Raw genomic sequence first — 23,812 nt, forward strand, 5'->3', positions numbered from 1 at the left:
CTTGCCTAAGCCTAAGCCTGACCGACCTTGAAACGGACAAAGCCCAGGACCTCGACGCCGTTCTCCTCGGCGTACTTGCCCACGCTCTTCTTGTTGTCCTTCACGAAGGCCTGCTGGAGCAGCGTGAAGTCCTTGTACCAGCCGTTCACGCGACCCTCGACGATCTTGCCGATGGCGGCCTCCGGCTTGCCCTCCTCGCGGGTCATCTCCTCGAAGAGCTTGCGCTCCTTCTCGACGACCTCGGCGGGCACGGAGTCGGCCTTGAGGTAGGTCGGCGCCATCGCCGCGGCGTGCTGCGCGATGTCCTTGGCGACCTCGGCGTTCGGCTTGTCGAGCTGGACCAGCACGCCCACCGCAGGCGGCAGGGCCGGGTCGGTCTTGTGCATGTAGGAGCCGATGTAGCCGCCCTCGAGCACCTCGAAGCGGCGGATCTCGATCTTCTCGCCCAGCGCGGCGTTGGCCGTGTCGAGGTGCTCCTTGACGGTCTTACCGTCGAAGGACGACTCCAGCAGCGCCGTCACGTCGGCCGGCCGGCTCTCCAGCACGTGGGCCACGACCTGGCCCGCGAGCTCCTGGAAGCGCTCGCCCTTGGCCACGAAGTCGGTCTCGCAGTTGAGCTCGAGCAGCGCGGCGGCGGAGTCGCCGTCCTGCTTGAGCGCCACGAGGCCGTTGGACGCGGTGCGGGCCTCGCGCTTGCCCACATCCTTGGCACCCTTGAGGCGCAGCAGCTCGATGGCGCGGTCGAAGTCGCCCCCGGCCTCCTCGAGCGCCTTCTTGCAGTCCATCATGCCGGCAGCGGTGATCTCGCGAAGCCGCTTGACGTCGGCCATGTTCACGGAAGCCATTGCTCTTTTTCCTTGTGGGATTTCGTCGTCGTCATCATGGTCGGGGCGGGGGCCGGTCTGCGGCCTTCCACCCTGGTTCGTACGGCGGGCGCATGCCGTACGGTGAGCCTTCTGTCGTGCCTTACACCGAGCCACCGCCCGAAGCCACTGGCCTGAGCTGTTGCCCGAAACCGCTGCCCAGAGCCGCTGTCCGGAGCCGTTGCCCGTGGCCTCAGACCGATATCTCGGCCCTGGACCTCGCACCGTGGCCTCGGACCCCTGGGACCGAGGGCCTCGCACCCGGCTCCCACCGGGCCAGGGCCTTCGGTCGGCGTTGCCGCTGCCTCGCCCGGCATACTGCCCAGCCTCGCCTCGGCCTACCGCCTTACCGCCACCGGTCCCAAAGCCTGCACCACCGGCCCCCGGCCCAAAACCCGGAGCCCCGGCCCTTGAACCGGAACCTCGGGACGCCAGCCCCAAACCCGTCCCATCAGGGCCAGGCTCGGCGCGCCCAGCTCCCGGCCCGATCGGCAGGGACCCGAGCCCTGGAGTAGCCCACCCGGTGCGGGTGAACCGCTCCGGCGTGCCGTCCCAGCCCGGCCGTTTGCCGGACCGAGACGTACACCTTGCCCGGCTGCCGGAACCCCTGGCGGCCACGTGCGGTGCTCAGCCGTCACAGCGGCGCCTCTGGCACCTCTCGGCACCGCCACGAGCCTGCCGACCCTTCGCGGACCGTCCAGAGCGAAACCAGCCTCGGCCGGTACGCGGCAGTGCGAGCGGCTGCGACCGCCCCTGGCGGGACGACCACCGAGAACCCGTCACCGAACCGGTCCCTTCCATCAGAACATGGAAGGACCGGTCCGGGGCAGACCCTCGGAGGTCACCCCGGGGTCAAGGCGTCAGCCCTGCTGCTCGGTCTCGCCCTCGGCGGCCGGAGCGGCGGCCTCAGCCGGAGCCTCGGCAGCCTCAGCCGGAGCCTCGGCAGCCTCAGCCGGAGCCTCAGCCGGAGCCTCGGCAGCGGCGGCCGGAGCCTCGGTCTCGGCGGCAGCGGCCTCAGGAGCGGCGGCCTCACCGGCGGCCTTCTCCGTGCCCTGCTCGATGAGCTCGCGCTCCCACTCGGCCAGCGGCTCGGCGGCGGCCGGCTTCTCGTCACCGCGGGCGGCGCCGGAGCGAGCCATCAGACCGGCCGCGACACCGTCGGCGACGACCCTGGTCAGCAGGCCGACGGCGCGGATGGCGTCGTCGTTGCCCGGGATCGGGTAGTCGACCTCGTCGGGGTCGCAGTTGGTGTCGAGGATCGCGACGACAGGGATGCCAAGCTTCTTGGCCTCGCTGATCGCGATGTGCTCCTTCTTGGTGTCGACGACCCACACGGCGCTGGGCACACGGCCCATGTCACGGATGCCGCCGAGCGTACGCTCCAGCTTGTCCTTCTCGCGGCGGCGCATCAGGAGCTCCTTCTTGGTGAGCCCCGAGGCGGCGACGTTGTCGAAGTCGAGCTCCTCGAGCTCCTTCAGACGCTGCAGCCTCTTGTGCACGGTGGAGAAGTTGGTGAGCATGCCGCCCAGCCAGCGCTGGTTGACGTACGGCATGCCGACCCGCGCGGCCTGCTCGGAGATGGCCTCCTGAGCCTGCTTCTTGGTGCCGATGAACAGGATCGTGCCGCCGTGGGCGACGGTCTCCTTCACGAAGTCGTAGGCGCGGTCGATGTACGACAGCGACTTCTGAAGGTCGATGATGTAAATGCCGTTGCGCTCGGTGAAGATGAAGCGCTTCATCTTCGGGTTCCAGCGCCGAGTCTGGTGGCCGAAGTGAACGCCGCTCTCGAGCAGCTGTCGCATGGTGACGACGGGGGCCATGTGCTGGTCCTCCAGGTCTGGGCGCCCTGCGGATGGGCGCGGTTTTCGGTTGTGCCGCGGCAGCGCGTCGTCTGCCGCCCTGATGCCCCGAACCCGCTCCAGCCGGGCACCTGGCCCGGACCGATGAAGCGGTCCGCAATGGGGCATGCGAAGTCGGCCTGCGGTGACAGGCCACCGGAAAGTCTACCTCCCACGCCGCGCCAGCCTGACCGCCCCCGGTCAAACGCCCACCACATAACGCCCGCCTACCCACACCCCCATCCCCCGCCTGAACACCCCACCCCTGAAACCGATCGCCCCACTCCCGAACCACCAACCATCGACACACCCTGCAACGAACAGCACGCCCCCGCCGACACCGATCCCCTCGCTCCGGACTCCCGCCAACCCCAGCCCGCACCGCCCAGAGCGCCCGGCGTTACACGACCGCGCACCACGAGACCGCACACCCCGCGAACCACGGCAACACCCAACCGCCCCGGCCTCGGGACCTTCATTCCTCGGACGTATCCGAAATATCCCCCTCGCGCCGCACTCCCGGGAACCCATGGTCCTCGGTCGGCAACCCCGGCTTCGTCCTGGGCGGCGTCGGGAACAGGTTGACCTGCACCTCGGACACCCTCGCCCCTTCAGGCGCGGCCTCCGCAGTCCGGTTGCGCACCAAGTACGGCTCGATGAGTTTCTCGATCTCCCGGTTGAGCCCCGCCAGCTCCCGCGCATCGACCCTGATGCGATGCCGGCCGAACGTGATCGCGTCCCGCCAGTCGTCGGGCTCGCGCTCGATCGTCTGCAGCGCCCGTTCCGCCTCCTCGTTGGCCGCACGCCGGAACGCCTCGATCAGCATCTGCTTGGCGGCCCGCACCTCGGGCTGATCCTCGGGCTCGATGCCGACGGAGAATTTCCGCTCCGCGGACTTCCACAGGCGTTCCCTGCCGTCGCCGCGAGGGGGCGCGTCCTCGACGAAGCCGTACTTGGCGAGCATGCGCAGGTGGTAGCTGGCGGCGCTGGGGGTGATCCCCGCGCCCTCGGCCACCTCGGTGGCAGTGGCGCTGCCGTGTGAGCCGAGTCGCTGCAGGATCGCCAGTCTCGCCGGATGTGCCAGCGCCCGCATCGCCTTGGGGTCGCTGAGCGCCGATATCTCGCCCGTCATGAGCCAAAGGTACCCACTCCCCGAGATATGAAAGGTTGCCTTCACAACTATGAAGGATTATCTTCACATCTATGAAGCGTTCCTTTCAGAGTTCCGCGGGCCCTCAGCCCTTGCGCAAACAGCGCGACTACCGCCTGCTGTGGTCGGCCCGGACGATCTCGATCACCGGCTCCGAGGTCTCCAAGCTGGCCATCCCCCTGACTGCCGTGGCGCTGCTGACGGCGTCGCCGGCGCAGATGGGGATGCTGACGGCGGCGGCGTCCGTACCGGTGCTGCTGTTCGGCCTCCAGTCGGGGGCGATCGCCGACCGCCTCACCCGTCACAGGCCGCTGATGATCGCGTGCGAGCTGACGTCCTGCGCCGCAGCCGCCACGGTCCCCCTGGCGTGGCTGCTCGGCATCCTGAACGTGACGTGGCTGATCGTCGTGGCACTGGTCATCGGTACGGCCGGCGTGCTCTTCAAGGCGGCCAACTTCCCGCACATCGCGGCGGTAGCGGGCCCCGAGCAGCGAACGGAGGCGATGGCGGGCCTCCAGACGACGTACTCGGTGGCCTCGGTCGCCGGCCCCGGCCTGGCCGGTCTCCTCGTGCAGGTATTGACGGCGCCGCTGGCCGTACTGGCGGAGGCGCTGTCCTTCCTGACCTCGGCCCTGCTGTTGCGCACCATCCGTACGCCGGAGCGGAACACCCCCGCCGTCTCCAAGGGCATGTGGCGCGACATCGTGGAGGGCCTGAAGGCGAGCGTCACGCACCCGGTGCTGCGCGCGCTCCTGTTCGCCGGCGTCACGATCAACTTCTTCGCCATGGCGTATACAGCCGTCTACATGCTCTACATGGTCAACACGCTTGGCATCCCCAAGGGATTGATAGGCGTACTCATTGCCTTGGGCGGCGCCGGCGGCCTCCTGGGAGCCTGGCTGACCGCCCGCCTGTCGAAGAAGTACGGCGAGAACCGCGTACTCCTCCTGTCCGTGATCTTCTTCCCCGCCGAGATCCTCACCGTGGGCCTGCTGACCGGCCCGCTGTGGTGGAAGCTCCTCATGCTCGCTCTAGCCGGTACGGTCGCCGGCGCCATCGTGGTCGCCTTCGCCACCTGCATGGGCGCCATCGTCCTGCGCGAAACGAGCCCGGAACTGCGAGGCCGGGTGAACGCCACGATGACCTTCGCCATCCAGGGCGTACTGGCGCTGGGCGGCCTGGCGGGCGGTCTCTTGGCGGAACTGATCGGCCTACGCCCGGTGATCCTCATCTGCGCAGGCGGCATAGCCCTGAGCACGTTCTGGATCTGGCTCTCCCCCATCCACCCCAAAGGCCCCCGTCCTACCCGCCCGGCACCCCCACAGATGCCCACCACAACAGCGACCTACATGACCGCGAAACGCCACTCCACCTGACCAAGCCACCCACCGACCAGCCCAAGTCCAGTACGCCAATCCACAGCCCCGCCCCGTCAACCCCTGCTTCTCCACAGAACGACGTTCACCACTCCGCGGCCCCCACCTCACCCGCCAAACTCCCGCGCATGAACGTCGAACCCCCCACCCTCAAACCCACCGAGACCACACCCCTCAACCGCTTCACCCGCACTCAGGGAGCTCTCTCACGTAGCCATCACTCCCTGACGGCCCTCGCCAAGGCCGCCCTCCTGGTCACCCTCATCACGACATCCACCCTCCTCCCCACCTCAGCACCCCCGGCCAGAGCCTCTCCCTCGGCTCCGGCTCCCACCTGGCGCTGGCCATTGAACGGCCACCCCCGCATCATCCGCCGCTTCGCCCCACCACCCATGCCCTGGCTGGCGGGCCACCGCGGCATCGACCTGGCCGCCCCGGTCGCCACCCCGGTCCTGGCAGCCGGCCCGGGCACCATCCGCTTCTCAGGCCCGATAGCAGGCAAAGGCGTGGTCACCATCGACCACCCGAACGGCCTCCGCACCACGTACCTCCCCGTGACCCCTTCCCTGGCCCGCGGCCACCCCGTAGCCCCAGGCACCGAGATAGGCGTGATTGCAGCCCCCTCGAAACCGCACTGCCCAGAGTCCTGCCTCCATTGGGGCCTCATCCGCGACGCCCAATACCTCAACCCCCTCCACCTCCTAAGCCACGCCCCCACCCGCCTCCTCCCCTTCTGGGACAGCCCCGACCGCAGCCACAGCCGAGCCACCGGCGAAAACACGGACAACCGCTCACCTGCCACCACCAGCAACCCGACCACCAACACGCAAACCCCCGCCACAACGCCGGGAGCCAACACACCGGCCAGCAGGGCAGTCGACACCTGGCCCACCGCCACAACCAAGACGCCAACAGACCCCACCACCAAGACCCAGGCGGACCCCACGATCAATACCCCAGCGGACCCCACCACCAAGACCCAGGCGGACCCCGCGGCCAGCACTCCGGCCGACGCCACGGCCAGCACTGCAACCGCCACCACTGCCGGCACCTGGCCTGATGCCGCCGGTCAGAACGCCTTCACGACAACATCCGCGAAAGGCCTGCACAGCGACCCGCAGATCACCACGCCCGACCCGGAACCGATCCCCACCCTCATACGAGCTGCCTCGTCCCCGCACCCCGCCGCCCTCGCCATCGCAGCCCTCCTGGCGACCCTCCTCCTCATCACCCTCAGCTGCCGCAGACGCAGGGCCGGCCGATCCCGGCCACGCCGCCACACTCCGGCCAGAGGCCAGCACCGGAAGAGCCGCCATGACCGAACCCGAGGCCGAAGAGGCAGAACCCCTGGCCATCAGAGCCGTTGACCAGGTCAAGCCCTCGGATGCGCCTGCCGGTATGCCGCCCGCAACCGCTCGATCGAGACATGCGTATAGATCTGCGTGGTGTTCAAGGACGCATGCCCCAGCAACTCCTGAACGCTCCGCAGATCCGCGCCGCCTTCGAGCAGGTGAGTGGCCGCACTGTGCCGCAACCCATGCGGCCCCATGTCCGGCGCCCCGTCAACCTGGGCCACCCTCGCGTGCACCACCCGCCGTACCGTCCCCGCATCGATACGACCGCCCCGCACCCCCAGGAAGAGCGCCGGCCCGGTCCTTTCCCGCACCCAGAGCGGCCGCCCGTGGATGCACCACCGATCCAACGCCCGCAACGCCGGCGCCCCGAACGGCACCACCCGCTCCTTACGCCCCTTGCCCAGCACTCGGATGACGTTCCGTTCCCGATCCACGTCATCGACGTCGAGCGCACACAGCTCGCTCACCCGCACCCCGGTGGCGTACAGCAGCTCAAGCATCGCCTGATCGCGCAATTCCTTGGGCTCCCCGGCGGACGCCACCCCCAGCACCGCCTCGGCCTGCCGCTGGTCAAGCACCGCAGGCAGTTCCCGCCCCGCCTTGGCGCTGCCCAGCAACAGCCCGGGATCATTCGCCAGCCACCCTCGCCGATGGCAGTAGGCGGTGAACGTACGGGCACAGGCGGTGCGCCGCGCCAACGTGGCCCGCGCCTTCCCCGCCGCATGCTGCCCGGCCAGCCACTCCCTCAGCACCCCGATCTCAAGCACCTCGATCCGCCCGCCGAGGTGATCGAGCAACGAGTTGACGTCCCCCAGATAAGCCCGAACGGTATGAGGCGAAAGATCCCGCTCCAGCCGCAAATACCGCCCGAACTCCGCCACAACCTCTTCCCTATCCACACCCATCCCCCAAATCTCCCCCAAGCCCCGCCCACCACCAACCCCAACACGCAACCCCACCCGCTAGTAGCCCCAGGAAACTCCCACTGCAGAGGGCCGCCAACCATCGATCCGACGCCGGAGAGAACACGCGATGAGAGCCCACAGGCGTGGCCCGCACGGGGTCGCCCACGAGCAAGCCGGGTGACGAGAGCCCGCGAGCAGGTCCTGCGAGAGGCGGCCAAGCAAGTCGTGCCGGCACGGCCCGCGAAAGGCATGCGAGCACGCCAGGCAGGGAGGTCCACGGGCAAAACATGCGAGCACGCCAGGCAAGAAGGACCCACGAGCAAAGCGGGCCAACACCCCAGGCGAGAAGGGCCCACGAGCGAAGCGGGCGAGCACGCCGGGCGAGGAGGGCCCAGGAGTGATGTGGGTGAGCAAGATCATGACGAGGGCCGCAGTGTGTCGACGACGGCCGAATCTTGGACCCCTGACGGGTGCTCGGGTGCTAGTGCTGGTCGCAACGCACCCCAGCATGCGGGCGAAGGAGTGGTGACGGCCACCGTTTGATCCATCACGGGCGATGGTCGAGACCGCAGGAGAGGGAAACGATGGCCGCGCATTCATTGTGAGGCCCGGATCCCCGCCGCGAGGGCGTTTCACCGTGAGTGACCCCTACTTCGGCGCCACTTTCCTGCCCTCCTCACGGACATGCCTCACCTACGTCGCAAAAGGGCAGCTCCGAAGCTTCCTCCACCCGGCCCTCATCTGGGACGTGAGAGGTCGGCCGTCTTCCGTTGCATCGTGGTCTGCTCATGATGCTGGAGATTCGTCACCCTTCGTAGCCTGCGTACAGGAGATCGTCCGGAGGTGGGGGGAGTTCTGTGGGGTCGGGTTCGGGGGTTGGTGGGGGTTGGAGGGCGAGGGTGTCGGGGGCCTTACGGTAGGAGGTGGTTTGTTTGCGGAGGCGCCAGCCGCGTGGGGTTCGTTCGATGTAGCCGGCCGCTGCCAAGCCGCCCAAGGCGCTCAGTGCCGCGTCCAAAGTCACGCCGGCCGCCACTGCGATCGAGGCCGGGCCGGCGCCGCCGCGGGCGGGGACGGCGTCCAGAACCTTCTTCGTGGGTTCGTTGAGACGGTCTCTCGGGACGGCGGGGGCGCGTACGTGCGGGGCGAGGTCCTCGCCCATCACTCCGACCAGGTCGATCATGTCCTCGGGTGAGGTGATGCAGACGGCCTTGCGTTCGCGGAGGAGCTTGTGGCAGCCCGCGGACATGGACGAGGTGATCGGGCCCGGGACCGCTCCTAGGTGCCGGTTGAGTGACAGGGCGTGGGTGGCCGTGTTGAGTGCGCCACTGCGGATGGCGGCCTCGACCACCACCGTTCCTCTCGACAGGGCTGCTATCAGGCGGTTCCTGATGAGGAAGCGCGCCCTGGTCGGGTGGACGCCCGGTGGGCATTCGCTGATCACCACGCCCTGTTCCTTGATGGCGGCGAACAGCGTCTCGTGGTTGCTGGGGTAGCAGACGTCCACACCGCAGGCCAGGACCGCGACCGTCGGTGCGCCGGCCGCCAGGGCTCCTCGGTGAGCGGCTCCGTCGACGCCGAAGGCTCCGCCGGACACGACGGTCCAGCCCGACTCGCCGAGGCCCACGCCGAACTCGGCCGCCGTGTGCGAGCCGTACGGGGTGGCGGCTCTGGCTCCCACGATGGAGACGGATTTGAGGCAGGAGAAGCGCAGGTCCGCGTCGCCGTGCACCCACAGGGCCAAGGGACGGCTCGGGCCCAGCTGGTCCAGTTGGGTGGGCCATTCCGGGTCGCCGGGGATGATCAGGCGGGCGCCGGATCCGGTGCCCGCCGCCAGGTCGGCTGCCGGGTTGGCGGCTGCGAGGCGGGCGTACCAGGTGTGAAGGCGAGTGGTCAGGTCCGGTGGACGTTCCTGCTGGGCTTCCTGGGCCACGAACTCCGGCGGCAGGGTGCGGGAACGGATCGCCTTGACGGCTTGTGGGGCTCCGTATGCGGCGACGAGGCGACCCATGATCACGTCGCCTACGTCGCAGGCTCGCATCAGTGCCGCTCTGGCCTCCGCCTCGCTCGGTCCCCCGCCAGCCCTCGGTCCGGACCCGGCGCCCGTCCTAGTTCCGCTCTCCGGCCCGGCTCCGGTGCCTGTCCTGGCCCCTGTCCCCGTCCCGCCCGCCCCGGCGACAGTGTCTGTCCTGGCCACTGCCCTCGTCCCGGCTGCGGTTCCCGCCCCGGCGACAGTGTCCGTCCTGGATGCGGTGTCGGGTCCCATCCGGGCTGCGCTCTCGGTGACGGTCTGCGGCTCAGCAGCGGGTGATGGTGCCTTTCCCGGACGTTCGGTGATGGGGGTCGGTGTCCGACTGGCGAGGGGTGGCGGTGAGGACGGGTCGGCGTCCCAGGGGCCGAGGGTGAAGAACGCCCCTCGGACGTTCCGGTTCGACGGATACGAAGGTGTGAAGGACGCCTCGCTGGAAGCGGGTGCGGGGGAATCCGAGACGGGTGGAGCGACGTACATGGTTGCCGCTGAGAAAGGAGTGCCCAGGCGTTCGATGCTGGGGGTCTCTGTCACCTGTGGGAAGGGGGCCGTCGGTGGGGTGGTGCCGCGCAGGGGGCGTCGGTACGCGGGAGTAAGGGGCATGGGGTCGCTCCTTCAGGCAGGGATCGGACGGATCAGGAGTGGGTGCCGAGCCAGAAGCCCAGCGCGGTGTTGGTCTCGTCCTGGCCGGGGGCGTCTTTCGCGGCCAGATCGGCGAGCGTCCAGGCGACCCGGACCACGCGGTCCAAGCCGCGGGCGGTCAGGGTGCCGCTGTCGAGGCAGGCCGTCATGGGGCGCATGGCCTCGGCCGATGGGCGGAAGTCGGCGTGCAGGACGGCGGACGGGATCTCGGCGTTGGAGCGCCACTGAGTGCCCGCCAGGCGGGCTGCGGCGCGTTCGCGGGCAGCGAGTACGCGCTCCGCCACCGTCTTGCTGTCCTCCACGAACTGCCGATCGGCCAGAAGCTCCCGTCGCGACGACCGGACGACCGTGACCTTCATGTCGATCCGGTCGAGCAGCGGGCCCGAGAGCCTGCCGATGTAGCGGCGTTTGACCGTCGGTGAACATCGGCAGGTGTCGTTCTGGTCCTCGGCCTGCGCGCACGGGCACGGGTTGGCGGCCAGGATGAGCATGAACCTGGCGGGGAACGTCACCGAGCCCACCGACCGCGACACCGTCACCCGCCCCGACTCCAGAGGCTGCCGCAGGGCGTCGAGCACGCTGCGCTGGAACTCGGGCGCCTCATCGAGGAACAGCACGCCTCGGTGCGCGAGCGAGACCGCCCCGGGACGTACGGTCGTGCTGCCGCCGCCGATGATCGCGGCCGCTGTGGCCGTGTGATGCGGGCTGACGAAGGGCGGGCGGCACATCATGGGCGCGTTGGGCGGCAGGGTGCCTGCCACCGAGTGGATGGCGGTGACCTCCAGAGCATGGTCGAGCACCAGGTCGGGCAGGAGGGTCGGGAGGCGTTCGGCGAGCATGGTCTTGCCCGTGCCGGGCGGGCCGAGCATCCACAGGTTGTGGCCGCCCGCCGCGCACACCTCAAGGGCCCGGCGCGCGACCGGCTGGCCCACGACGTCGGCCAGGTCCACGTCGGGGGCGCCGGTGGTCTGGGGCGGCTCGGCGGATTCCGGCTCCTGCTGCTCCTCGACCGCCGGGCTGGGCGGCTCGTCCCCCTTACGCAGCCACTCCACGAGCTGGCGCAGGTCGCCGACCGGGATGACCTTCACGTCAGGTACGAGGACGGCCTCCGCCGCGTTCGCCGCCGGGACCACGACCGTGACATCGCCATGCCTGGCCGCCCCGAGGACGGAGGGGAGCACGCCGCGTACGCCTCTGATGCGGCCGTCGAGCCCCAGCTCCCCCAGGAAGAACGGCTCCGCGATGCGCTCGGCTGGGACCACGCCCGCCGCTCCGAGTATGGCCACGGCGATGGCCAGGTCGAACTGCGAACCGCGCTTGGGCAGGCTGGCCGGGAAGAGGCTGACGATGATGCGCGCGTCGGGCCAGGGGTAATGGCTGTTGACCATGGCCGATCTGACCCTGTCGCGGGCCTCGCTCAGAGCGGTGTCGGGCAGGCCGATGAGGTGGATGCCGGCCAGGCCGTTGCCCACGTCGGCCTCCACCTCGACCGTGCGGCCCGCGACCCCCACCAGGGCCACACTCCGCGTACGGGCCACGGCCACCTAGATCGCCCCCCGTACGTGCCGCAGGGAGAAGTCACCCGCGAACCGTTCGAGGGCGACCACGTCCACGCGCACCGACTCGTACGTACGGGGCTGACCGGACAGCCACTGGGCCGCCAGCATCCGCAGCCTGGCCAGCTTGACCCGGCTCACCGACTCGAGCGCCGAGCCGTGTGACCTGCTCGATCTGGTCTTGACCTCGGCGACGACCAGGGTGCGGCCGTCTTCGGCGATGATGTCGATCTCGCCGTGTCGGCAGCGCCAGTTGCGTTCGAGCACGCGCATGCCCTCGGACTCGAGGTAGGCCGCCGCCAGTTGCTCGCCGCGTTTGCCCAGCTCCTGCTTGCTCTCGGTGGCCATCTGCCGAACTCCGTCCTGTCGGGTGGATGCGGGGTGCGGCATGACTTTCGCGGATGCAGGCGGACTGGAATCGGCCGAACGGGATTCTGTGGATGAGCGACGAGCCGTGGTGACGGCTGTGGATGAGCGACAAGGCCCTGGTGACGGCTGCGGGTGAGCGACAAGGCCCTGGTGACGGCTGTGGATGAGCGACAAGGCCGCGGTGACGGCTGTGGTTGAGCCTTCAGACAGTGGCTGCGGGTGTGCGTTCCATGGGTGCTGTCAGGAGAAGCGCCGACCCTCGTCCCGCCGGTACGCCCACACGGCCGCGACCCCCATCCCCACCGTCCACACACCCAGCATGACCAGCGGCACCACCCCCGGCCGGACACCGGCCACCGCCCACCAGATCAGCTCGGCCGCACCTCTGGTGGGCACGTACGGCGAGATGACCTGCACGAACCCTGGCAGGATCTGCGGCGGCAGCAACAACCCACCGAGAATCGCCATCGGGAAGAACAGCAGCTGCGACACCGCCATCGCCGCCTTGAACACCAGCACGAACCCGACGAACAACCCCATCATCATGAACGGCACGACACTCACCACCAGCGCGCCCAGCCCCAGCAGCAGCCTGCCCGGCGTGATCGTCGCCGCCGTGAACAGCGCCCCCATCACCAGTACGGGCACCACCGAGATCAGCATCACCGCCAGCGTCGACAGGATGCGCCCCGCGAACCGCGGCAGCGGCCCGGCGGGCAAGGTGCGCAGGTAGGGGTTCCACGGCTGCTCCCGATCCTGCGAGACCGCGGTGCCGAGCCCGGTCAGCGCGGACGACATGGCGCCGAACAACATCAGCGAACTCGTCGCGGTGGTCGCCGCCGCCGGGTCCTGACCCGTGTACGGCACCACGAACGCCACCATCGCGACGGCCGGGAAGAACGCGGCGGCGAGCAGGCCCACCGGGGTCCTGATCTGCTCGATGAGCAGGAAACGGGTGTGCGCGAGCACCAGGCTAGACATCGGCGGTCTCCTTGGAGGTGAGGGCGAGAAAGGCCTCTTCGAGCGTGGCCGGTCTGATCTCCAGCCCGGAGAACGCCACCCCACTCCGCACCAGCTCCACCACCAGCCGATCGGCATCACTGACGACCAGCTCGAAACGGCCATCCACGCGCCCGGAGGCGGGGACGCCGGGCAACCTTTCCGCGGCGAGCACGCCTTGCGACGCGGGCAGGTGGTCGGTGGTGAGCACGCCGGGCAACGCGGGCAGGTGGTCGGTGGTGAGCGAGACGCGCCACGTACCGACCATGCCGCGCACAGCCCGCATCGTGTCGTCGGCCAGCACGCGTCCCTCGCCGACGACCACGACCCGCTCGGCCAGCGCCTCGATCTCCTCCAGGTAGTGGCTGGTGAGCAGGACGGTGCCGCCGTCCTCGTGGAACGCCCTGATGCCGTCCCAGAGCGCCCGACGGCCCTCGACGTCCAGCCCGGTCGTGGGCTCGTCCAGGAACACCAGCCGCGGCCTCCCCACGAACGCCAGCGCCACTCCCAGCCGCCGCCGCTGCCCGCCGGACAGCCCGCCGACCTGCCGTTTGGCCAGGTCGTCCAGCCCGAAGCGGCCGAGCAGCTCGGTCGTGGCGACGCTGTCGGGGAAGTGCGCGGCGACGAAGGAGACGATCTCCCCGACGCGCAACGATTCGGGCAGTCCGGTCTCCTGGGGCGTCACGCCGATGCCGCGCCGTACATGAGGATCGCCCGGCGAGCCGCCGAACAACGTGACGGTGCCCGACGTCGGCCTGCGCAGGCCGGTGAAGAGGTTGATAAGAGTGGATTTGCCGGCGCCGTTCGGGCCGAGCAGCCCGACCAGCTCGCCTGCCCGGATGTCCAGGGAGACGCGGTCGAGCGCGCACACCTCGCCGTAACGGCGGGTGACGTCGATCGCCTGGGCGAGGACTGTCATGAGGACCTCCTGGTACGTACGGGAAGGCGACGCTTCAGGGGACGGACGAGCGACCACGGCGCTCTGCCCGGCGTAGGCCGGCTCATCGCCGCGCCAGCCCGCCCACGAGGACGCCGCCGACGACCAGGTGCATCACGATCAGCACCGACATCGCGCCACCACCGACCGCACCGCCGAGCGGCCCGAGCAGGGACAGGACGAGGACGGCCAGCGCGACGACCGTCCATACGCGGCCCGGCCTGGACGCGACCCGCTCCAGCACGGCCAGCAGCGCCCACCCCGCCAGCCCGATCACCAGGCTCGCCACGACCACGGACACGGGCCCGACCTCCTGCGGGCCGCCGCCCATGTGCACGGTCAGCGCGACCCCTGCCACGGGCACCGCCACCGCCCACACGACCAGCGCGGCCACAGCGGCGCCGCCGACGATGAGCGGCCTTCGAAGGGACTTGTTCATGACGCCACCTGTCCTCTTGGGGGGTGTTGATGGGGATTGAGCTCCACCGGCCCGCGACCGAGCCGACCGGACGTCCCGGAGAAGCTGCAGCCAACGATGACCCACGCCCCCAGCCCGCCACATCGGGCGCGAGGCCGCGGCGCCTCCTCCCCCAGTGGCCCGGGCCTCCGACTTTGGTAGGTGATGGCCGGGAAGGGCCGCGGGCTAGCCTGGCCCGATGAGCGCGTTCCGACTCCGGTTCTCCCTCGCCGTCGCCGTCGTCCTCCTGGCGATGGGCGCGCTGACCGGCGTGACGTTGTGGAGTCTGGAGGGTGGGCCCACCTGGGGCATGGACGTGGCGATCGCGGTGGCGAGCCTGGCGGCGGCGGTGGCCCAGCTGTGGTGGCCGGTGCACGGCGCGCTCGCCGCCACCGTGCTGGCGACGCTGTCCCCGGTGGCGACGCCGGCGGCGACGATGGGCGCGTTGCAGGTGGCGCAGCGCAGGCGGTTCCCGGTGGCGGCGGGGGTGGCGGCAGCGGGCATGGCGGCTCACCTGATCCAGGGCTGGTGGCGGCCCAATTCGGGCATCTCGCTGTCCTGGTGGTTGCTGCTGATCTGTGCCTCGTACGGCGCGCTGCTCGGCTGGGGCGCGTGGGCCCGTTCGCGCCGCGCCCTGCTCATCTCCCTGCACGAACGCGCCCAGCGCGCCGAGGCGGAGCAGGGCAGGCGGGTGGCCGAGGCGCGGGCGGCCGAGCGCCGCCTGCTGGCCAGGGAGATGCACGACGTGCTGGCGCACCGCCTGTCCCTGGTGGCCACGCACGCGGGCGCGCTGGAGTACCGTCCCGACTCCTCCCCCGAGCAGCTCGCGAGGGCGGCGGGGGTGGTGCGGGCGGGCGTGCACCAGGCGCTGGAGGAGCTGCGCAGCGTGATCAGTCTGCTGCATGAGCAGGACGACGAACGTGACGAGCTGGAGCCGCCTCCCGGCCTGGCCGACGTGCCCACCCTGATCGAGGAGGCGCAAGGAGCGGGCCAGCCGGTACGGCTACGCGACAAGCTGACGGGCGCGCTGCCGCCCCCGATGGACAAGACCGCCTACCGGGTGGTCCAGGAGGCCCTCACCAACGCTCGCAAACACGCCCCCGGCCTGCCGGTCGAGATCCACCTGCGGGGCGAACCCGGCGACGACCTGCGCATCGAGATCAGCAACCCGCTGCCTCCGGCGGGCACGACCCCCACAGCGACGGGCAGCGGCCTCGGCCTGGTGGGGCTGACCGAGCGAGTACGCCTGGACGGCGGGCAACTGGACCACGGCAAGAAGGACGGCGAGTTCCACCTCACGGCCCGGCTACCTTGGCCGACGCCATAGCGGGGACCACGTGCGTCCGATCCACGTCGCGAGAGGCGTTGCGTTCGCGACGTGTGCCGCATTCGGGACTGACACCCGGGCGGTGCCGCCCCACGATGCCCCTGGGCCCGAGCGGCGGCCCCCGCTAGCATGGCCCGGATGATCCGCGTGCTCCTGGTCGATGACGACGCCCTGGTCCGGGCGGGCCTGTCCATGATGCTCGACGGCGCCGCCGGCATCACGGTCGTGGCCGAGGCGGCCGACGGCCAGGAGGCGATCACCGCCACCGACGCCCACGCCCCCGACGTCGTCCTGATGGACCTGCGCATGCCCCGCGTCGACGGCATCACCGCCACCCGCCGCCTGCGAGCGCGGACGCGGCCGCCGGAGGTGATCGTGCTGACCACGTTCGACACCGACGAGAACGTCCTGCACGCCCTGCGCGCGGGCGCCGCGGGCTTCCTGCTCAAGGACACCTCGCCGCCGCGGATCGTGGAGGCGATCACCCGGGTGGCGGCGGGCGATCCGATCCTGTCACCGCGCATCACCCGGCGTCTGATGGAACGTACGGTCGCCCAGGCGGGCGCCTACGAGCGGGCCAGGGCCGCGCTGGCCGTGCTGACGCCCCGCGAGCACGAGGTGGCGCTGGCGATCGCCCAGGGCCGTACGAACGCCGACATCGCCACCGACCTGGCGATGGGCGTCACGACGGTGAAGGCCCACGTGTCCAGCATCCTGACCAAGCTCGACCTGGACAACCGCACCCAGATCGCCCTCCTCGCCCACGACGCCGGCCTCACGTGAGGCGGCGGGCTACCCCGAGAACCCCTCCTTGGGCATCTCCAGGTCCGCCTTGGCGAGCTCTTCGACGTTGACGTCCTTGAACGTCACCACGCGCACGTTCTTCACGAACCGCGCCGGCCGATACATGTCCCACACCCAGGCGTCCTGCATCTTCACGTCGAAGAAGACGTCGCCGTTCTCCGCGGTACGGACGTCGAGATCGACCGAGTTGGTCAGATAGAACCGCCGCTCAGTCTCCACCACGTATGTGAACAAACCGACGACATCGCGGTATTCGCGGTAAAGCTGCAGCTCCATCTCGGTTTCGTACTTTTCGAGATCCTCTGCGCTCATCGCGGTCCTCCTGTCGTACCGGTCCCCCGGTGTGCCTGCTCAGGCAACCCCGGCCCCCATTTCATTCTCACCCATCCCCCTCGCCACCGTGACGAAGGAGTAACGGTGATCGGGACACGGGCCGTGCGTTTCCAGCGCCAGCCGATGTCCCGGTGTGACGTACCCCTTGTGCTCGGCGAAGCCGTAATGCGGGTAGCGCTCGTCGAGCGCGACCATCAGGCGGTCTCGGGTCACCTTGGCCACGATCGACGCGGCCGCCACGCACGCGGCCACCTGGTCCCCCTTCCACACGGCCAGTGACGGCGCCGGCAGCCCGGGAACCGGGAAACCGTCCGTCAGGATGTACTCCGGGTCACAGGGCAACTGTGCGACAGCTCGCCGCATTCCTGAAACGTTGCACTTGTGCAGACCTTTGGCGTCGATCTCCCCAGGCGGGATGATCACTACGCCTATGTGGGCGACGCGCATGATCTGGTCGTAGAGGCGTTCGCGCACCGGCGGGCTCAGCAGTTTCGAGTCGCCGAGCCCCGCGACCGGCTTGCGCAGGATGACGGCGGCGACCACCAGCGGGCCCGCGCACGCGCCACGGCCGGCCTCGTCGACGCCCGCGATGGGGGTGAGGCCGCGGCGGGCAAGCGCACGCTCATAGGCGTAGAGTCCGGAATCGCGCCGGACGACGCTCGGTCGAGGGCGGAACGCAACTGTCATGACACAGGCAGCGTACGCCCCATTCGCCGCAAACCGCGACCTGAAGCGAGAGGCTACTTGACCTTGTCGAAGGTCTCGGGACGGGAGAACAGATAGCCCCGCGACAGCGGCCAGTAACGCACCACGGCCTTGCCGATGACGTCGTCCTCCGAGATGAAGCCGCGCCCCGGCTCCTTGGCGTGGCCCCTTGAGTCGAACGAGGCGCTGCGGTGGTCGCCCATCAGCCACAGCTTGCCCGCGGGCACGGTGACGTCGAACTTGTCGCCGGACGGGTAGTCGTCGGGGTAGAGGTAGGACTCCTCGTCGAGCGGAGTGCCGTTGACCGTGATGCGCCGCTGCTTGTCGCAGCACACCACCTTGTCGCCGCCGACGCCGATGACCCGCTTGATCGTGTCCTCGCCGTCCCATCCCTTGAACACCACGATGTCGCCGCGCTCGGGCTTGCCGGAGAGTTTGTTGACGAACACCCGGTCGTTGATCTGCAGGGTGTTCTCCATCGACTCCGACGGGATGTAGAACGAACCGATCACGAACGCCTGGAGCAGCAGCGCGATGCCGACCCCCAAGACGAGCAGCAGGACGGTCTCGCGAAACCCGCCCTTTTTCTTCTCTTTCGCCACGCCCTCCGCCTTCTTGGTGAAGGTCATCGACGCCTCCTCAGGCGCCGACGAACCAGGACCAAGGGTACGGCGAGCCCGAAGCCGGCGACCACCGGCACCGAGCCGCCGAGCGCCTGCAGCGAGGGCTGTGCGAACGTCTCAGGGATGTCGATGGAGGAGAACCGGTCGAACGGCCAGACGATCACGAAGGCCCGCCCGATGACCTGGCTGACGGGGATGGACCCGCCCCCTGGATCGCCGGTGTGGGAGCGCGAGTCGAGCGAGACGGACCGGTGGTCGCCCATCACCCACAGCCGCCCCTGCGGCACGGTGATGTCGAAGAACGTGTCGGACGGCACGTTGCCCGGATAGAGGTAGCTCTCCTCGTCGATCGGGGTGCCGTTGACCGTGATGCGGCCCTTGGAGTCACAGCACTTCACGTGGTCGCCGCCGACGCCGATGACGCGCTTGATGTAGTCCTTCTCGCCGGGCACGAACCCGAAGGCGGTGCCCACCCACCGGAAGAAGCCCGCGACCGCGTTGGACGGCTCCTCCATCTGGAACTCGCCGTCCCAGGAGTCGACGCCGGAGAAGACCACCACGTCACCGCGCTCGATGTCACGAGTGTGGTAGACGAGCTTGTTGACCAGGACCCTGTCGTTCTTGAGCAGGGTGTTCTCCATCGACTCCGACGGAATGTAGAAGGCCTGGACCACAAACGTCTTGATGATCAGGGCCAGCACAAGGGCGACGACGATGAGAACAGGGAGCTCTTTCCAGAACGACCCCTTCTTCTCCTTTTTTTCACCCTTGGCCGGCTTGTGAGTCTCTTCGGCGACCACGTCCACCTCGTCCTCGACAGGGCGGCGCGCAGCGCCGTGCTCCTGGCTTTCGCTAGTCATCGCTGACGAGCCTAGATGATGACCAGGCCCGACAACCCTCGACCGACGTTACACCCACGCACGAGTCGCTCCACATAAAGGAAACGCCGCTGTAAAGCCGAAAGGCCCGCGCGTTAGCGCGGGCCATCGGAAAACGACGCTTACTTGGCGGCCGTCGTCTCACGCTTCTCGCGGATGCGGGCGGCCTTACCGCGAAGGTCACGCATGTAGTAGAGCTTGGCGCGGCGGACGTCACCACGGGTCACGAGGACGATCTTCTCGATGACCGGGCTGTGCACCGGGAAGGTGCGCTCGACGCCGACGCCGTAGCTGACCTTGCGGACCGTGAAGGTCTCGCGGGCGCCGCTGCCCTGCCTGCGCAGGACGAAGCCCTTGAAGACCTGGATTCGGGAACGGTTGCCTTCGACGACTCGGACGTGAACCTCGAGCGTGTCACCGGGACGGAAGTCCGGCACGTCGCCGCGCAGGGTCGCCTTCTCGAGCTCCTGGATCTTCGTGTGCATGAGAGTCTATTCCTCAAAGTTTCGCGAGCACGCGGAGGTCCACCCGTCCGTACTCGGCACGAGCACGGCGGCGAAGTGGACGCGCTTGCTGTCTCCTGGGGTCCGGGGTCGCTCTTCCCGGGCACGCAACACCGACCGCTGATTGGTCGGCAGCGATTCAGTTTGCCATATCTTCCGGCTGGAGGCGAAACGACAGCTCTTCGAGCAGTTTGCGATCATGCTTGTCGAGCGTCGCGGGGTCGAGCGCCGCCGCCAGTTCCGGCCTGTTCCGTACAGTACGCCGGATCGCCTCGTCGCGCCGCCATCTGGCGACGTTTCCGTGGTGCCCGGACAGCAGCACGGCGGGCACCTCGTGCCCCCGCCACAGCGGCGGCTTGGTGTAGACGGGCCCTTCGACGAGGTTCCGCATCGCCCCCGGCGCGAACGAGTCGTCCACCGCCGACTGAGCGTTGCCCAGCACACCGGGCAGCAGCCTGCCGACGGCCTCCACCATGACCAGCACCGCCACCTCGCCGCCGGCCAGCACGTAGTCGCCGATGCTGACCTCGTCGACGCGCAGGCGGCCGGAGTACTCCTCCATGACCCGCGAGTCGATGCCCTCGTAGCGCCCGCAGGCGAACAGCAGCCACGGCTCCTGCGCCAGCTCCTGGGCCAGCTCCTGGGTGAACGGCCGGCCGCTCGGCGTCGGCACGACCATGCGCGGCGAGCCGCCCTCGATCACGTCGTCGATGGCCTCGCCCCACACCTCGGGCTTCATCACCATGCCGGGACCGCCGCCGTACGGCGTGTCGTCCACGGTCTTGTGCACGTCGTGGGCCCAGTCGCGCAGCTGGTGGACGCGTACGTCGAGGGTGCCGCGCTCGCGCGCCTTGCCGATCAGCGAGACGTCGAGCGGCGCGAAGTACTCGGGAAAGATGGAGATGATGTCGAGCCGCATCACAGCAGCCCCTCCGGCGGATCGACGACCAGCCGTCCCGCCTCCAGGTCGACCTCGGGCACCAGCGCCTTGACGAACGGGATCAGCGCGTCGTCCTGGCCCTTCCTGCGGACGACGAGGAGGTCCTGGCCGTGGTGCAGCACGTCCTCCACCTCGCCCACGGGCTCACCCGCGACGGTCTGCACGGCCAGCCCGATGAGCTGGTGGTCGTGGAACTCGTCGGGGTCGTCGGGCGGCGTCACGTCGGCCGAGTCGATGACCAGCATGGTGCCCCGCAGCTCTTCCGCGGCGTCGCGGTCGTGCACCCCTTCGAACGCCACCAGCAGCATGCCTTTGTGCCACCGGCGTCCTTCGATCACCAGGGGGCCCCGGCCCGCGGGGTCGGTGGCGATGGCGGTGCCGGGGGCGAAGCGCAGCTCGGGATCGTCGGTGCGCACCTCCACGGTCACGTCACCGCGTACCCCGTGCGGGCGGCCTATCCGGCCGACGACCAGCTGCACGTGAACCTGCCTTCTCTTCTCAACGCAAGCGCCCCCATCGGCACGAAGCCGATGAGGGCGCGCAAACCTGACGCTAACGGACTGCTTCGTGCAGATCGAGCAGATCGACCCGTACGTACTTCCCGTCGGCCAGGGCGTTCACGACCGTGCGCAGCGCCTTGGCGGTGCGCCCGCCGCGTCCGATGACCTTGCCCAGGTCCTCGGGGTGCACCCGGACCTCCAGGACGCGCCCGCTGCGAATGCGGCGTGCGCGGACCCGGACATCGTCAGGATGTTCGACGATGCCCTTCACGAGGTGCTCGAGAGCCTCCTCGAGCACGTCAGGCCTCGCCCTCGGCCTGGGTCTCGGCGGGGGCCTCGGCCTCGTCCTTCTTCTTGGCCTTCTTCGGCGTGGTGGCGGCCGTGCCGGTGTCGCCACCGGACAGCGCCTCCTTGGCCGCGGCCTCGTAGAGGGCGTGACGGTCAGGCTTGGGCTCGGCGACCTTCATCGGCTCAGGGGCGGGCTCGCCCTTGAACTTCTGCCAGTCGCCGGTGAGCTTGAGCAGCTTGAGAACCGGCTCGGTCGGCTGCGCGCCGACACCCAGCCAGTAGGCCGCACGCTCGGCGTTGACCTCGATGCGCGAAGGGTTTTCCTTCGGGTGGTACAGGCCGATCTCTTCGATCGCCCGGCCGTCACGCTTGGTGCGGCTGTCGGCGACGACGATGCGGTATTGAGCGTTGCGGATCATGCCGAGCCGCTTGAGCTTGATCTTGACTGCCACGGGTGTGGTCTCTCCTGCATTCGCACGTGGGTGAACGGCGCCTCGCCGAGTGGGGCACGACGCGACGACGCTCCAGGGACAAACGTGTCCGGCGGGAGATGAGAGGGCACCCACCTGGTCACGGTGTTCCAACATGTCATTGTGCCAGATCTACGGCACTGCTCACGACCCGTCACCAAACCCCACCGCAAAGATCCCCCAACCCCTCCCTAAAGCCCCGCGGAGCGAGGCCCCAAAGGCGAGGAAGGGGGGTCACGGCGTCAACGACCCCGCCCAGTGAGTTCAGAGCGACGAGCTCGTTCAGTGGGGCAGGAAGCCGACCCCGTCCGGGAGGACGGACGGGGGTCGGTGGGTCAGATGTCCCGGCCCGAGGCCGTTACTTCTGGCCGGGGAGGCGGAGCTTGGAGGGGTCGAAGCCCGGGGGGAGCTCGACGCCCGGCGGGAGCTTGCCGCCGAGGTTGCCGAGGACGCCGCCGCCCTTCGGGGCCGGCTCGGCCGGCGCGCCGTCGGCGGAGCCGCCCTTGCCCAGCGCGGCCTTGCGCGGGTCGCCGCTGACGCGCCGCCCCTTCTTGGCCTTCTTCTGCTGCTTGGACGCCTTGCCCTTGCCGCCCGGCATGCCGGGGATGCCCATGCCGCCCGCCATCCGCTTCATCATCTTCTGGGCCTCGAAGAAGCGGGTGACGAGGTTGCTCACGGCGCTCACGCTCACGCCGGAACCGTTGGCGATGCGGGCGCGGCGCGAACCGTTGATGATCTTCGGGTCCTGCCGCTCGGCGGGCGTCATCGAGCGGATGATGGCCGCGATGCGGTCGAGGTCGCGATCGTCGATGGAGTTGATCTGGTCGCGCATCTGCCCCATGCCGGGCATCATCCCGAGCAGGTTCTTGATGGGCCCCATCTTCTGGACCATCTGCATCTGCTCGAGGAAGTCCTCGAGGGTGAAGTTCTCGCCCGAGGTGAGCTTGCCCGCCATCTTGGCGGCCTGCTCCTCGTCGAACGTCTTCTGGGCCTGCTCGATCAGGGTGAGGATGTCACCCATGTCGAGGATGCGCGAGGCCATGCGGTCGGGGTGGAAGGCGTCGAAGTCTTCGAGCTTCTCACCCGTGGAGGCGAACATGATCGGCCGGCCGGTGATGTGCCGCACCGACAGGGCCGCGCCACCGCGCGCGTCGCCGTCGAGCTTGGTCAGCACCACGCCGTCGAAGCCGACGCCCTCCATGAACGCCTGCGCCGTGACCACGGCGTCCTGGCCGATCATGGCGTCGACCACGAACAGGACCTCGTCGGGCGAGACCGCGTCGCGGATGTCGGCGGCCTGCTTCATCATCTCCTGGTCGATGCCCAGGCGACCGGCGGTGTCGATGACGACGATGTCGTGGTTGAGCCGCCTGGCCTCGTCGATGGATCTGCGGGCCACCTCGATGGGGTCGCCCACGCCGTTGCCCGGCTCGGGCGCGTAGACGGCGACCTGCGCGCGCTCGCCCATGACCTGGAGCTGCTGGACGGCGTTGGGCCGCTGCAGGTCGGCGGCGACGAGCATGGGCGCGTGGCCCTGCTCGCGCAGCCACGTGGCCAGCTTGCCCGCCAGCGTCGTCTTACCGGCGCCCTGGAGGCCCGCCAGCATGATGACGGTCGGGGGCGTCTTGGCGAAGCGCAGCCTGCGGGTCTCGCCACCGAGGATCCCGATCAGCTCGTCATTGACGATCTTGACGACCTGCTGCGCCGGGTTCAGCGCCTGGGAGACCTCGGAACCGCGGGCACGCTCCTTGACCTGGGCGACGAACGCCTTGACCACCGGCAGCGCGACATCGGCCTCAAGCAGGGCGATGCGGATCTCGCGGGTGGTGGCGTCGATGTCGGCATCGGACAGCCGCCCTTTGGATCGGAGGGAGGAGAAGACCGATGTCAGCCGGTCGGAAAGCGTCTCGAACACGTGGTTGGCCAGTCCTCGAAGCGAATGTACGTCTAAGACTCCAGCCTAGCCGC

At 69.4% G+C, this 23,812-nt stretch carries 24 protein-coding genes; 4 read left to right on the forward strand and 20 right to left on the reverse strand.

Going from position 1 to position 23,812, the window contains the following annotated elements; all coding sequences use genetic code 11:
* Window positions 1–11: 11 nt before the first annotated feature.
* The 3 genes from tsf to ACFFR3_RS01550 form a co-directional block, all read right to left on the reverse strand.
* Window positions 12–845 carry a translation elongation factor Ts gene (tsf, locus tag ACFFR3_RS01540; protein ID WP_345398009.1) on the reverse strand — a complete coding sequence of 278 codons (834 nt, stop codon included), beginning with the start codon at window positions 843–845 and terminating at the stop codon, window positions 12–14.
* Between the two features lie 878 nt (window positions 846–1,723).
* On the reverse strand, window positions 1,724–2,683 hold the full coding sequence (rpsB, locus tag ACFFR3_RS01545; RefSeq protein WP_379482480.1) for a 30S ribosomal protein S2: 960 nt from the start codon (window positions 2,681–2,683) through the stop codon (window positions 1,724–1,726).
* Window positions 2,684–3,176: 493 nt separating this feature from the next.
* A complete protein-coding gene (locus ACFFR3_RS01550) occupies window positions 3,177–3,833 on the reverse strand; it encodes an ArsR/SmtB family transcription factor (RefSeq protein ID WP_364382992.1) in 657 nt (218 codons plus the stop codon).
* 71 nt (window positions 3,834–3,904) lie between these two features.
* Here ACFFR3_RS01550 and ACFFR3_RS01555 point away from each other — a divergent pair, with 71 nt between their 5' ends.
* Complete coding sequence (locus tag ACFFR3_RS01555) at window positions 3,905–5,227, forward strand: MFS transporter (RefSeq protein WP_379482481.1); 1,323 nt, start codon at window positions 3,905–3,907, stop codon at window positions 5,225–5,227.
* A 392-nt stretch (window positions 5,228–5,619) separates the two neighbouring features.
* Complete coding sequence (locus tag ACFFR3_RS01560) at window positions 5,620–6,594, forward strand: M23 family metallopeptidase (protein ID WP_379482714.1); 975 nt, start codon at window positions 5,620–5,622, stop codon at window positions 6,592–6,594.
* 5 nt (window positions 6,595–6,599) lie between these two features.
* Here the strand turns inward: ACFFR3_RS01560 and ACFFR3_RS01565 are convergent, their stop codons facing one another.
* From ACFFR3_RS01565 to ACFFR3_RS01595, 7 genes are all read right to left on the reverse strand, one after another.
* On the reverse strand, window positions 6,600–7,463 hold the full coding sequence (locus ACFFR3_RS01565) for a tyrosine recombinase XerC (protein WP_379482482.1): 864 nt from the start codon (window positions 7,461–7,463) through the stop codon (window positions 6,600–6,602).
* A gap of 829 nt (window positions 7,464–8,292) precedes the next feature.
* Complete coding sequence (dprA, locus tag ACFFR3_RS01570; RefSeq protein ID WP_379482483.1) at window positions 8,293–9,495, reverse strand: DNA-processing protein DprA; 1,203 nt, start codon at window positions 9,493–9,495, stop codon at window positions 8,293–8,295.
* A 653-nt stretch (window positions 9,496–10,148) separates the two neighbouring features.
* Window positions 10,149–11,699 carry a YifB family Mg chelatase-like AAA ATPase gene (locus tag ACFFR3_RS01575; protein ID WP_379482484.1) on the reverse strand — a complete coding sequence of 517 codons (1,551 nt, stop codon included), beginning with the start codon at window positions 11,697–11,699 and terminating at the stop codon, window positions 10,149–10,151.
* Complete coding sequence (locus ACFFR3_RS01580; RefSeq protein WP_379482485.1) at window positions 11,700–12,059, reverse strand: YraN family protein; 360 nt, start codon at window positions 12,057–12,059, stop codon at window positions 11,700–11,702.
* Between the two features lie 261 nt (window positions 12,060–12,320).
* Window positions 12,321–13,061: an ABC transporter permease gene (locus ACFFR3_RS01585; protein WP_379482486.1), complete on the reverse strand. Its 741-nt coding sequence runs from the start codon at window positions 13,059–13,061 to the stop codon at window positions 12,321–12,323.
* On the reverse strand, window positions 13,054–13,998 hold the full coding sequence (locus ACFFR3_RS01590) for an ABC transporter ATP-binding protein (protein ID WP_345397995.1): 945 nt from the start codon (window positions 13,996–13,998) through the stop codon (window positions 13,054–13,056). The genes ACFFR3_RS01585 and ACFFR3_RS01590 overlap by 8 nt, the downstream gene beginning before the upstream one ends.
* An 82-nt stretch (window positions 13,999–14,080) precedes the next feature.
* The gene (locus tag ACFFR3_RS01595; RefSeq protein ID WP_345397992.1) at window positions 14,081–14,455 is read right to left on the reverse strand and encodes a DUF6069 family protein; all 375 of its coding nucleotides are present in this window, start codon (window positions 14,453–14,455) and stop codon (window positions 14,081–14,083) included.
* 217 nt (window positions 14,456–14,672) lie between these two features.
* Between ACFFR3_RS01595 and ACFFR3_RS01600 the strand changes: the two genes are divergently transcribed.
* Together ACFFR3_RS01600 and ACFFR3_RS01605 are read left to right on the forward strand one after the other, a co-directional pair.
* Complete coding sequence (locus tag ACFFR3_RS01600) at window positions 14,673–15,800, forward strand: sensor histidine kinase (protein ID WP_364383017.1); 1,128 nt, start codon at window positions 14,673–14,675, stop codon at window positions 15,798–15,800.
* 129 nt (window positions 15,801–15,929) lie between these two features.
* Window positions 15,930–16,583, forward strand: coding sequence for a response regulator (locus ACFFR3_RS01605; RefSeq protein WP_364383020.1), 654 nt, complete (start codon window positions 15,930–15,932; stop codon window positions 16,581–16,583).
* A 9-nt stretch (window positions 16,584–16,592) separates the two neighbouring features.
* Here ACFFR3_RS01605 and ACFFR3_RS01610 read toward each other — a convergent pair whose 3' ends face one another.
* From ACFFR3_RS01610 to ffh, 10 genes are all read right to left on the reverse strand, one after another.
* A complete protein-coding gene (locus ACFFR3_RS01610) occupies window positions 16,593–16,916 on the reverse strand; it encodes a DUF2469 domain-containing protein (RefSeq protein WP_026215037.1) in 324 nt (107 codons plus the stop codon).
* Window positions 16,917–16,955: 39 nt separating this feature from the next.
* Window positions 16,956–17,624, reverse strand: coding sequence for a ribonuclease HII (locus ACFFR3_RS01615; protein WP_364383023.1), 669 nt, complete (start codon window positions 17,622–17,624; stop codon window positions 16,956–16,958).
* A 53-nt stretch (window positions 17,625–17,677) separates the two neighbouring features.
* Window positions 17,678–18,271, reverse strand: coding sequence for a signal peptidase I (gene lepB / locus ACFFR3_RS01620; RefSeq protein WP_364383026.1), 594 nt, complete (start codon window positions 18,269–18,271; stop codon window positions 17,678–17,680).
* Entirely contained in the window at window positions 18,268–19,125 is an 858-nt protein-coding gene (lepB, locus tag ACFFR3_RS01625) for a signal peptidase I (RefSeq protein ID WP_364383029.1), read from the reverse strand. Before lepB (ACFFR3_RS01625) ends, lepB (ACFFR3_RS01620) begins: the two co-directional genes overlap by 4 nt.
* A 140-nt stretch (window positions 19,126–19,265) precedes the next feature.
* Entirely contained in the window at window positions 19,266–19,628 is a 363-nt protein-coding gene (gene rplS / locus ACFFR3_RS01630) for a 50S ribosomal protein L19 (protein ID WP_345397976.1), read from the reverse strand.
* A gap of 157 nt (window positions 19,629–19,785) precedes the next feature.
* Window positions 19,786–20,565 carry a tRNA (guanosine(37)-N1)-methyltransferase TrmD gene (trmD, locus tag ACFFR3_RS01635; protein ID WP_364383032.1) on the reverse strand — a complete coding sequence of 260 codons (780 nt, stop codon included), beginning with the start codon at window positions 20,563–20,565 and terminating at the stop codon, window positions 19,786–19,788.
* Window positions 20,565–21,065 carry a ribosome maturation factor RimM gene (gene rimM, locus ACFFR3_RS01640; RefSeq protein ID WP_364383035.1) on the reverse strand — a complete coding sequence of 167 codons (501 nt, stop codon included), beginning with the start codon at window positions 21,063–21,065 and terminating at the stop codon, window positions 20,565–20,567. Before rimM ends, trmD begins: the two co-directional genes overlap by 1 nt.
* 73 nt (window positions 21,066–21,138) lie before the next feature.
* Window positions 21,139–21,384 (reverse strand): RNA-binding protein, encoded by a 246-nt coding sequence (locus tag ACFFR3_RS01645; protein ID WP_043634919.1) that lies wholly within the window; start codon window positions 21,382–21,384, stop codon window positions 21,139–21,141.
* Window position 21,385: 1 nt separating this feature from the next.
* The gene (gene rpsP, locus ACFFR3_RS01650) at window positions 21,386–21,826 is read right to left on the reverse strand and encodes a 30S ribosomal protein S16 (RefSeq protein WP_364383038.1); all 441 of its coding nucleotides are present in this window, start codon (window positions 21,824–21,826) and stop codon (window positions 21,386–21,388) included.
* Between the two features lie 376 nt (window positions 21,827–22,202).
* Window positions 22,203–23,759 (reverse strand): signal recognition particle protein, encoded by a 1,557-nt coding sequence (gene ffh, locus ACFFR3_RS01655; protein ID WP_364383041.1) that lies wholly within the window; start codon window positions 23,757–23,759, stop codon window positions 22,203–22,205.
* Window positions 23,760–23,812: the final 53 nt, after the last annotated feature.

Source organism: Nonomuraea salmonea (assembly GCF_042428605.1).
Taxonomy (GTDB): domain Bacteria; phylum Actinomycetota; class Actinomycetes; order Streptosporangiales; family Streptosporangiaceae; genus Nonomuraea; species Nonomuraea salmonea.

What these genes read in the sequence shown, in the direction of transcription:
- ACFFR3_RS01610 (WP_026215037.1), bottom strand. Translation starts at nt 16,916, where the DNA reads ATGAGCGCAGAGGATCTCGAAAAGTACGAAACCGAGATGGAGCTGCAG.
- ACFFR3_RS01585 (WP_379482486.1), bottom strand. Translation starts at nt 13,061, where the DNA reads ATGTCTAGCCTGGTGCTCGCGCACACCCGTTTCCTGCTCATCGAGCAG.
- lepB (WP_364383026.1), bottom strand. Translation starts at nt 18,271, where the DNA reads ATGACCTTCACCAAGAAGGCGGAGGGCGTGGCGAAAGAGAAGAAAAAG.
- dprA (WP_379482483.1), bottom strand. Translation starts at nt 9,495, where the DNA reads ATGGGTCGCCTCGTCGCCGCATACGGAGCCCCACAAGCCGTCAAGGCG.
- ACFFR3_RS01605 (WP_364383020.1), top strand. Translation starts at nt 15,930, where the DNA reads ATGGCCCGGATGATCCGCGTGCTCCTGGTCGATGACGACGCCCTGGTC.
- ACFFR3_RS01560 (WP_379482714.1), top strand. Translation starts at nt 5,620, where the DNA reads ATGCCCTGGCTGGCGGGCCACCGCGGCATCGACCTGGCCGCCCCGGTC.
- ACFFR3_RS01615 (WP_364383023.1), bottom strand. Translation starts at nt 17,624, where the DNA reads ATGACAGTTGCGTTCCGCCCTCGACCGAGCGTCGTCCGGCGCGATTCC.
- tsf (WP_345398009.1), bottom strand. Translation starts at nt 845, where the DNA reads ATGGCTTCCGTGAACATGGCCGACGTCAAGCGGCTTCGCGAGATCACC.
- rplS (WP_345397976.1), bottom strand. Translation starts at nt 19,628, where the DNA reads ATGCACACGAAGATCCAGGAGCTCGAGAAGGCGACCCTGCGCGGCGAC.
- ACFFR3_RS01595 (WP_345397992.1), bottom strand. Translation starts at nt 14,455, where the DNA reads ATGAACAAGTCCCTTCGAAGGCCGCTCATCGTCGGCGGCGCCGCTGTG.
- trmD (WP_364383032.1), bottom strand. Translation starts at nt 20,565, where the DNA reads ATGCGGCTCGACATCATCTCCATCTTTCCCGAGTACTTCGCGCCGCTC.
- ACFFR3_RS01580 (WP_379482485.1), bottom strand. Translation starts at nt 12,059, where the DNA reads ATGGCCACCGAGAGCAAGCAGGAGCTGGGCAAACGCGGCGAGCAACTG.
- ACFFR3_RS01550 (WP_364382992.1), bottom strand. Translation starts at nt 3,833, where the DNA reads ATGACGGGCGAGATATCGGCGCTCAGCGACCCCAAGGCGATGCGGGCG.
- ACFFR3_RS01600 (WP_364383017.1), top strand. Translation starts at nt 14,673, where the DNA reads ATGAGCGCGTTCCGACTCCGGTTCTCCCTCGCCGTCGCCGTCGTCCTC.
- ACFFR3_RS01590 (WP_345397995.1), bottom strand. Translation starts at nt 13,998, where the DNA reads ATGACAGTCCTCGCCCAGGCGATCGACGTCACCCGCCGTTACGGCGAG.
- ACFFR3_RS01555 (WP_379482481.1), top strand. Translation starts at nt 3,905, where the DNA reads ATGAAGCGTTCCTTTCAGAGTTCCGCGGGCCCTCAGCCCTTGCGCAAA.
- rpsB (WP_379482480.1), bottom strand. Translation starts at nt 2,683, where the DNA reads ATGGCCCCCGTCGTCACCATGCGACAGCTGCTCGAGAGCGGCGTTCAC.
- lepB (WP_364383029.1), bottom strand. Translation starts at nt 19,125, where the DNA reads ATGACTAGCGAAAGCCAGGAGCACGGCGCTGCGCGCCGCCCTGTCGAG.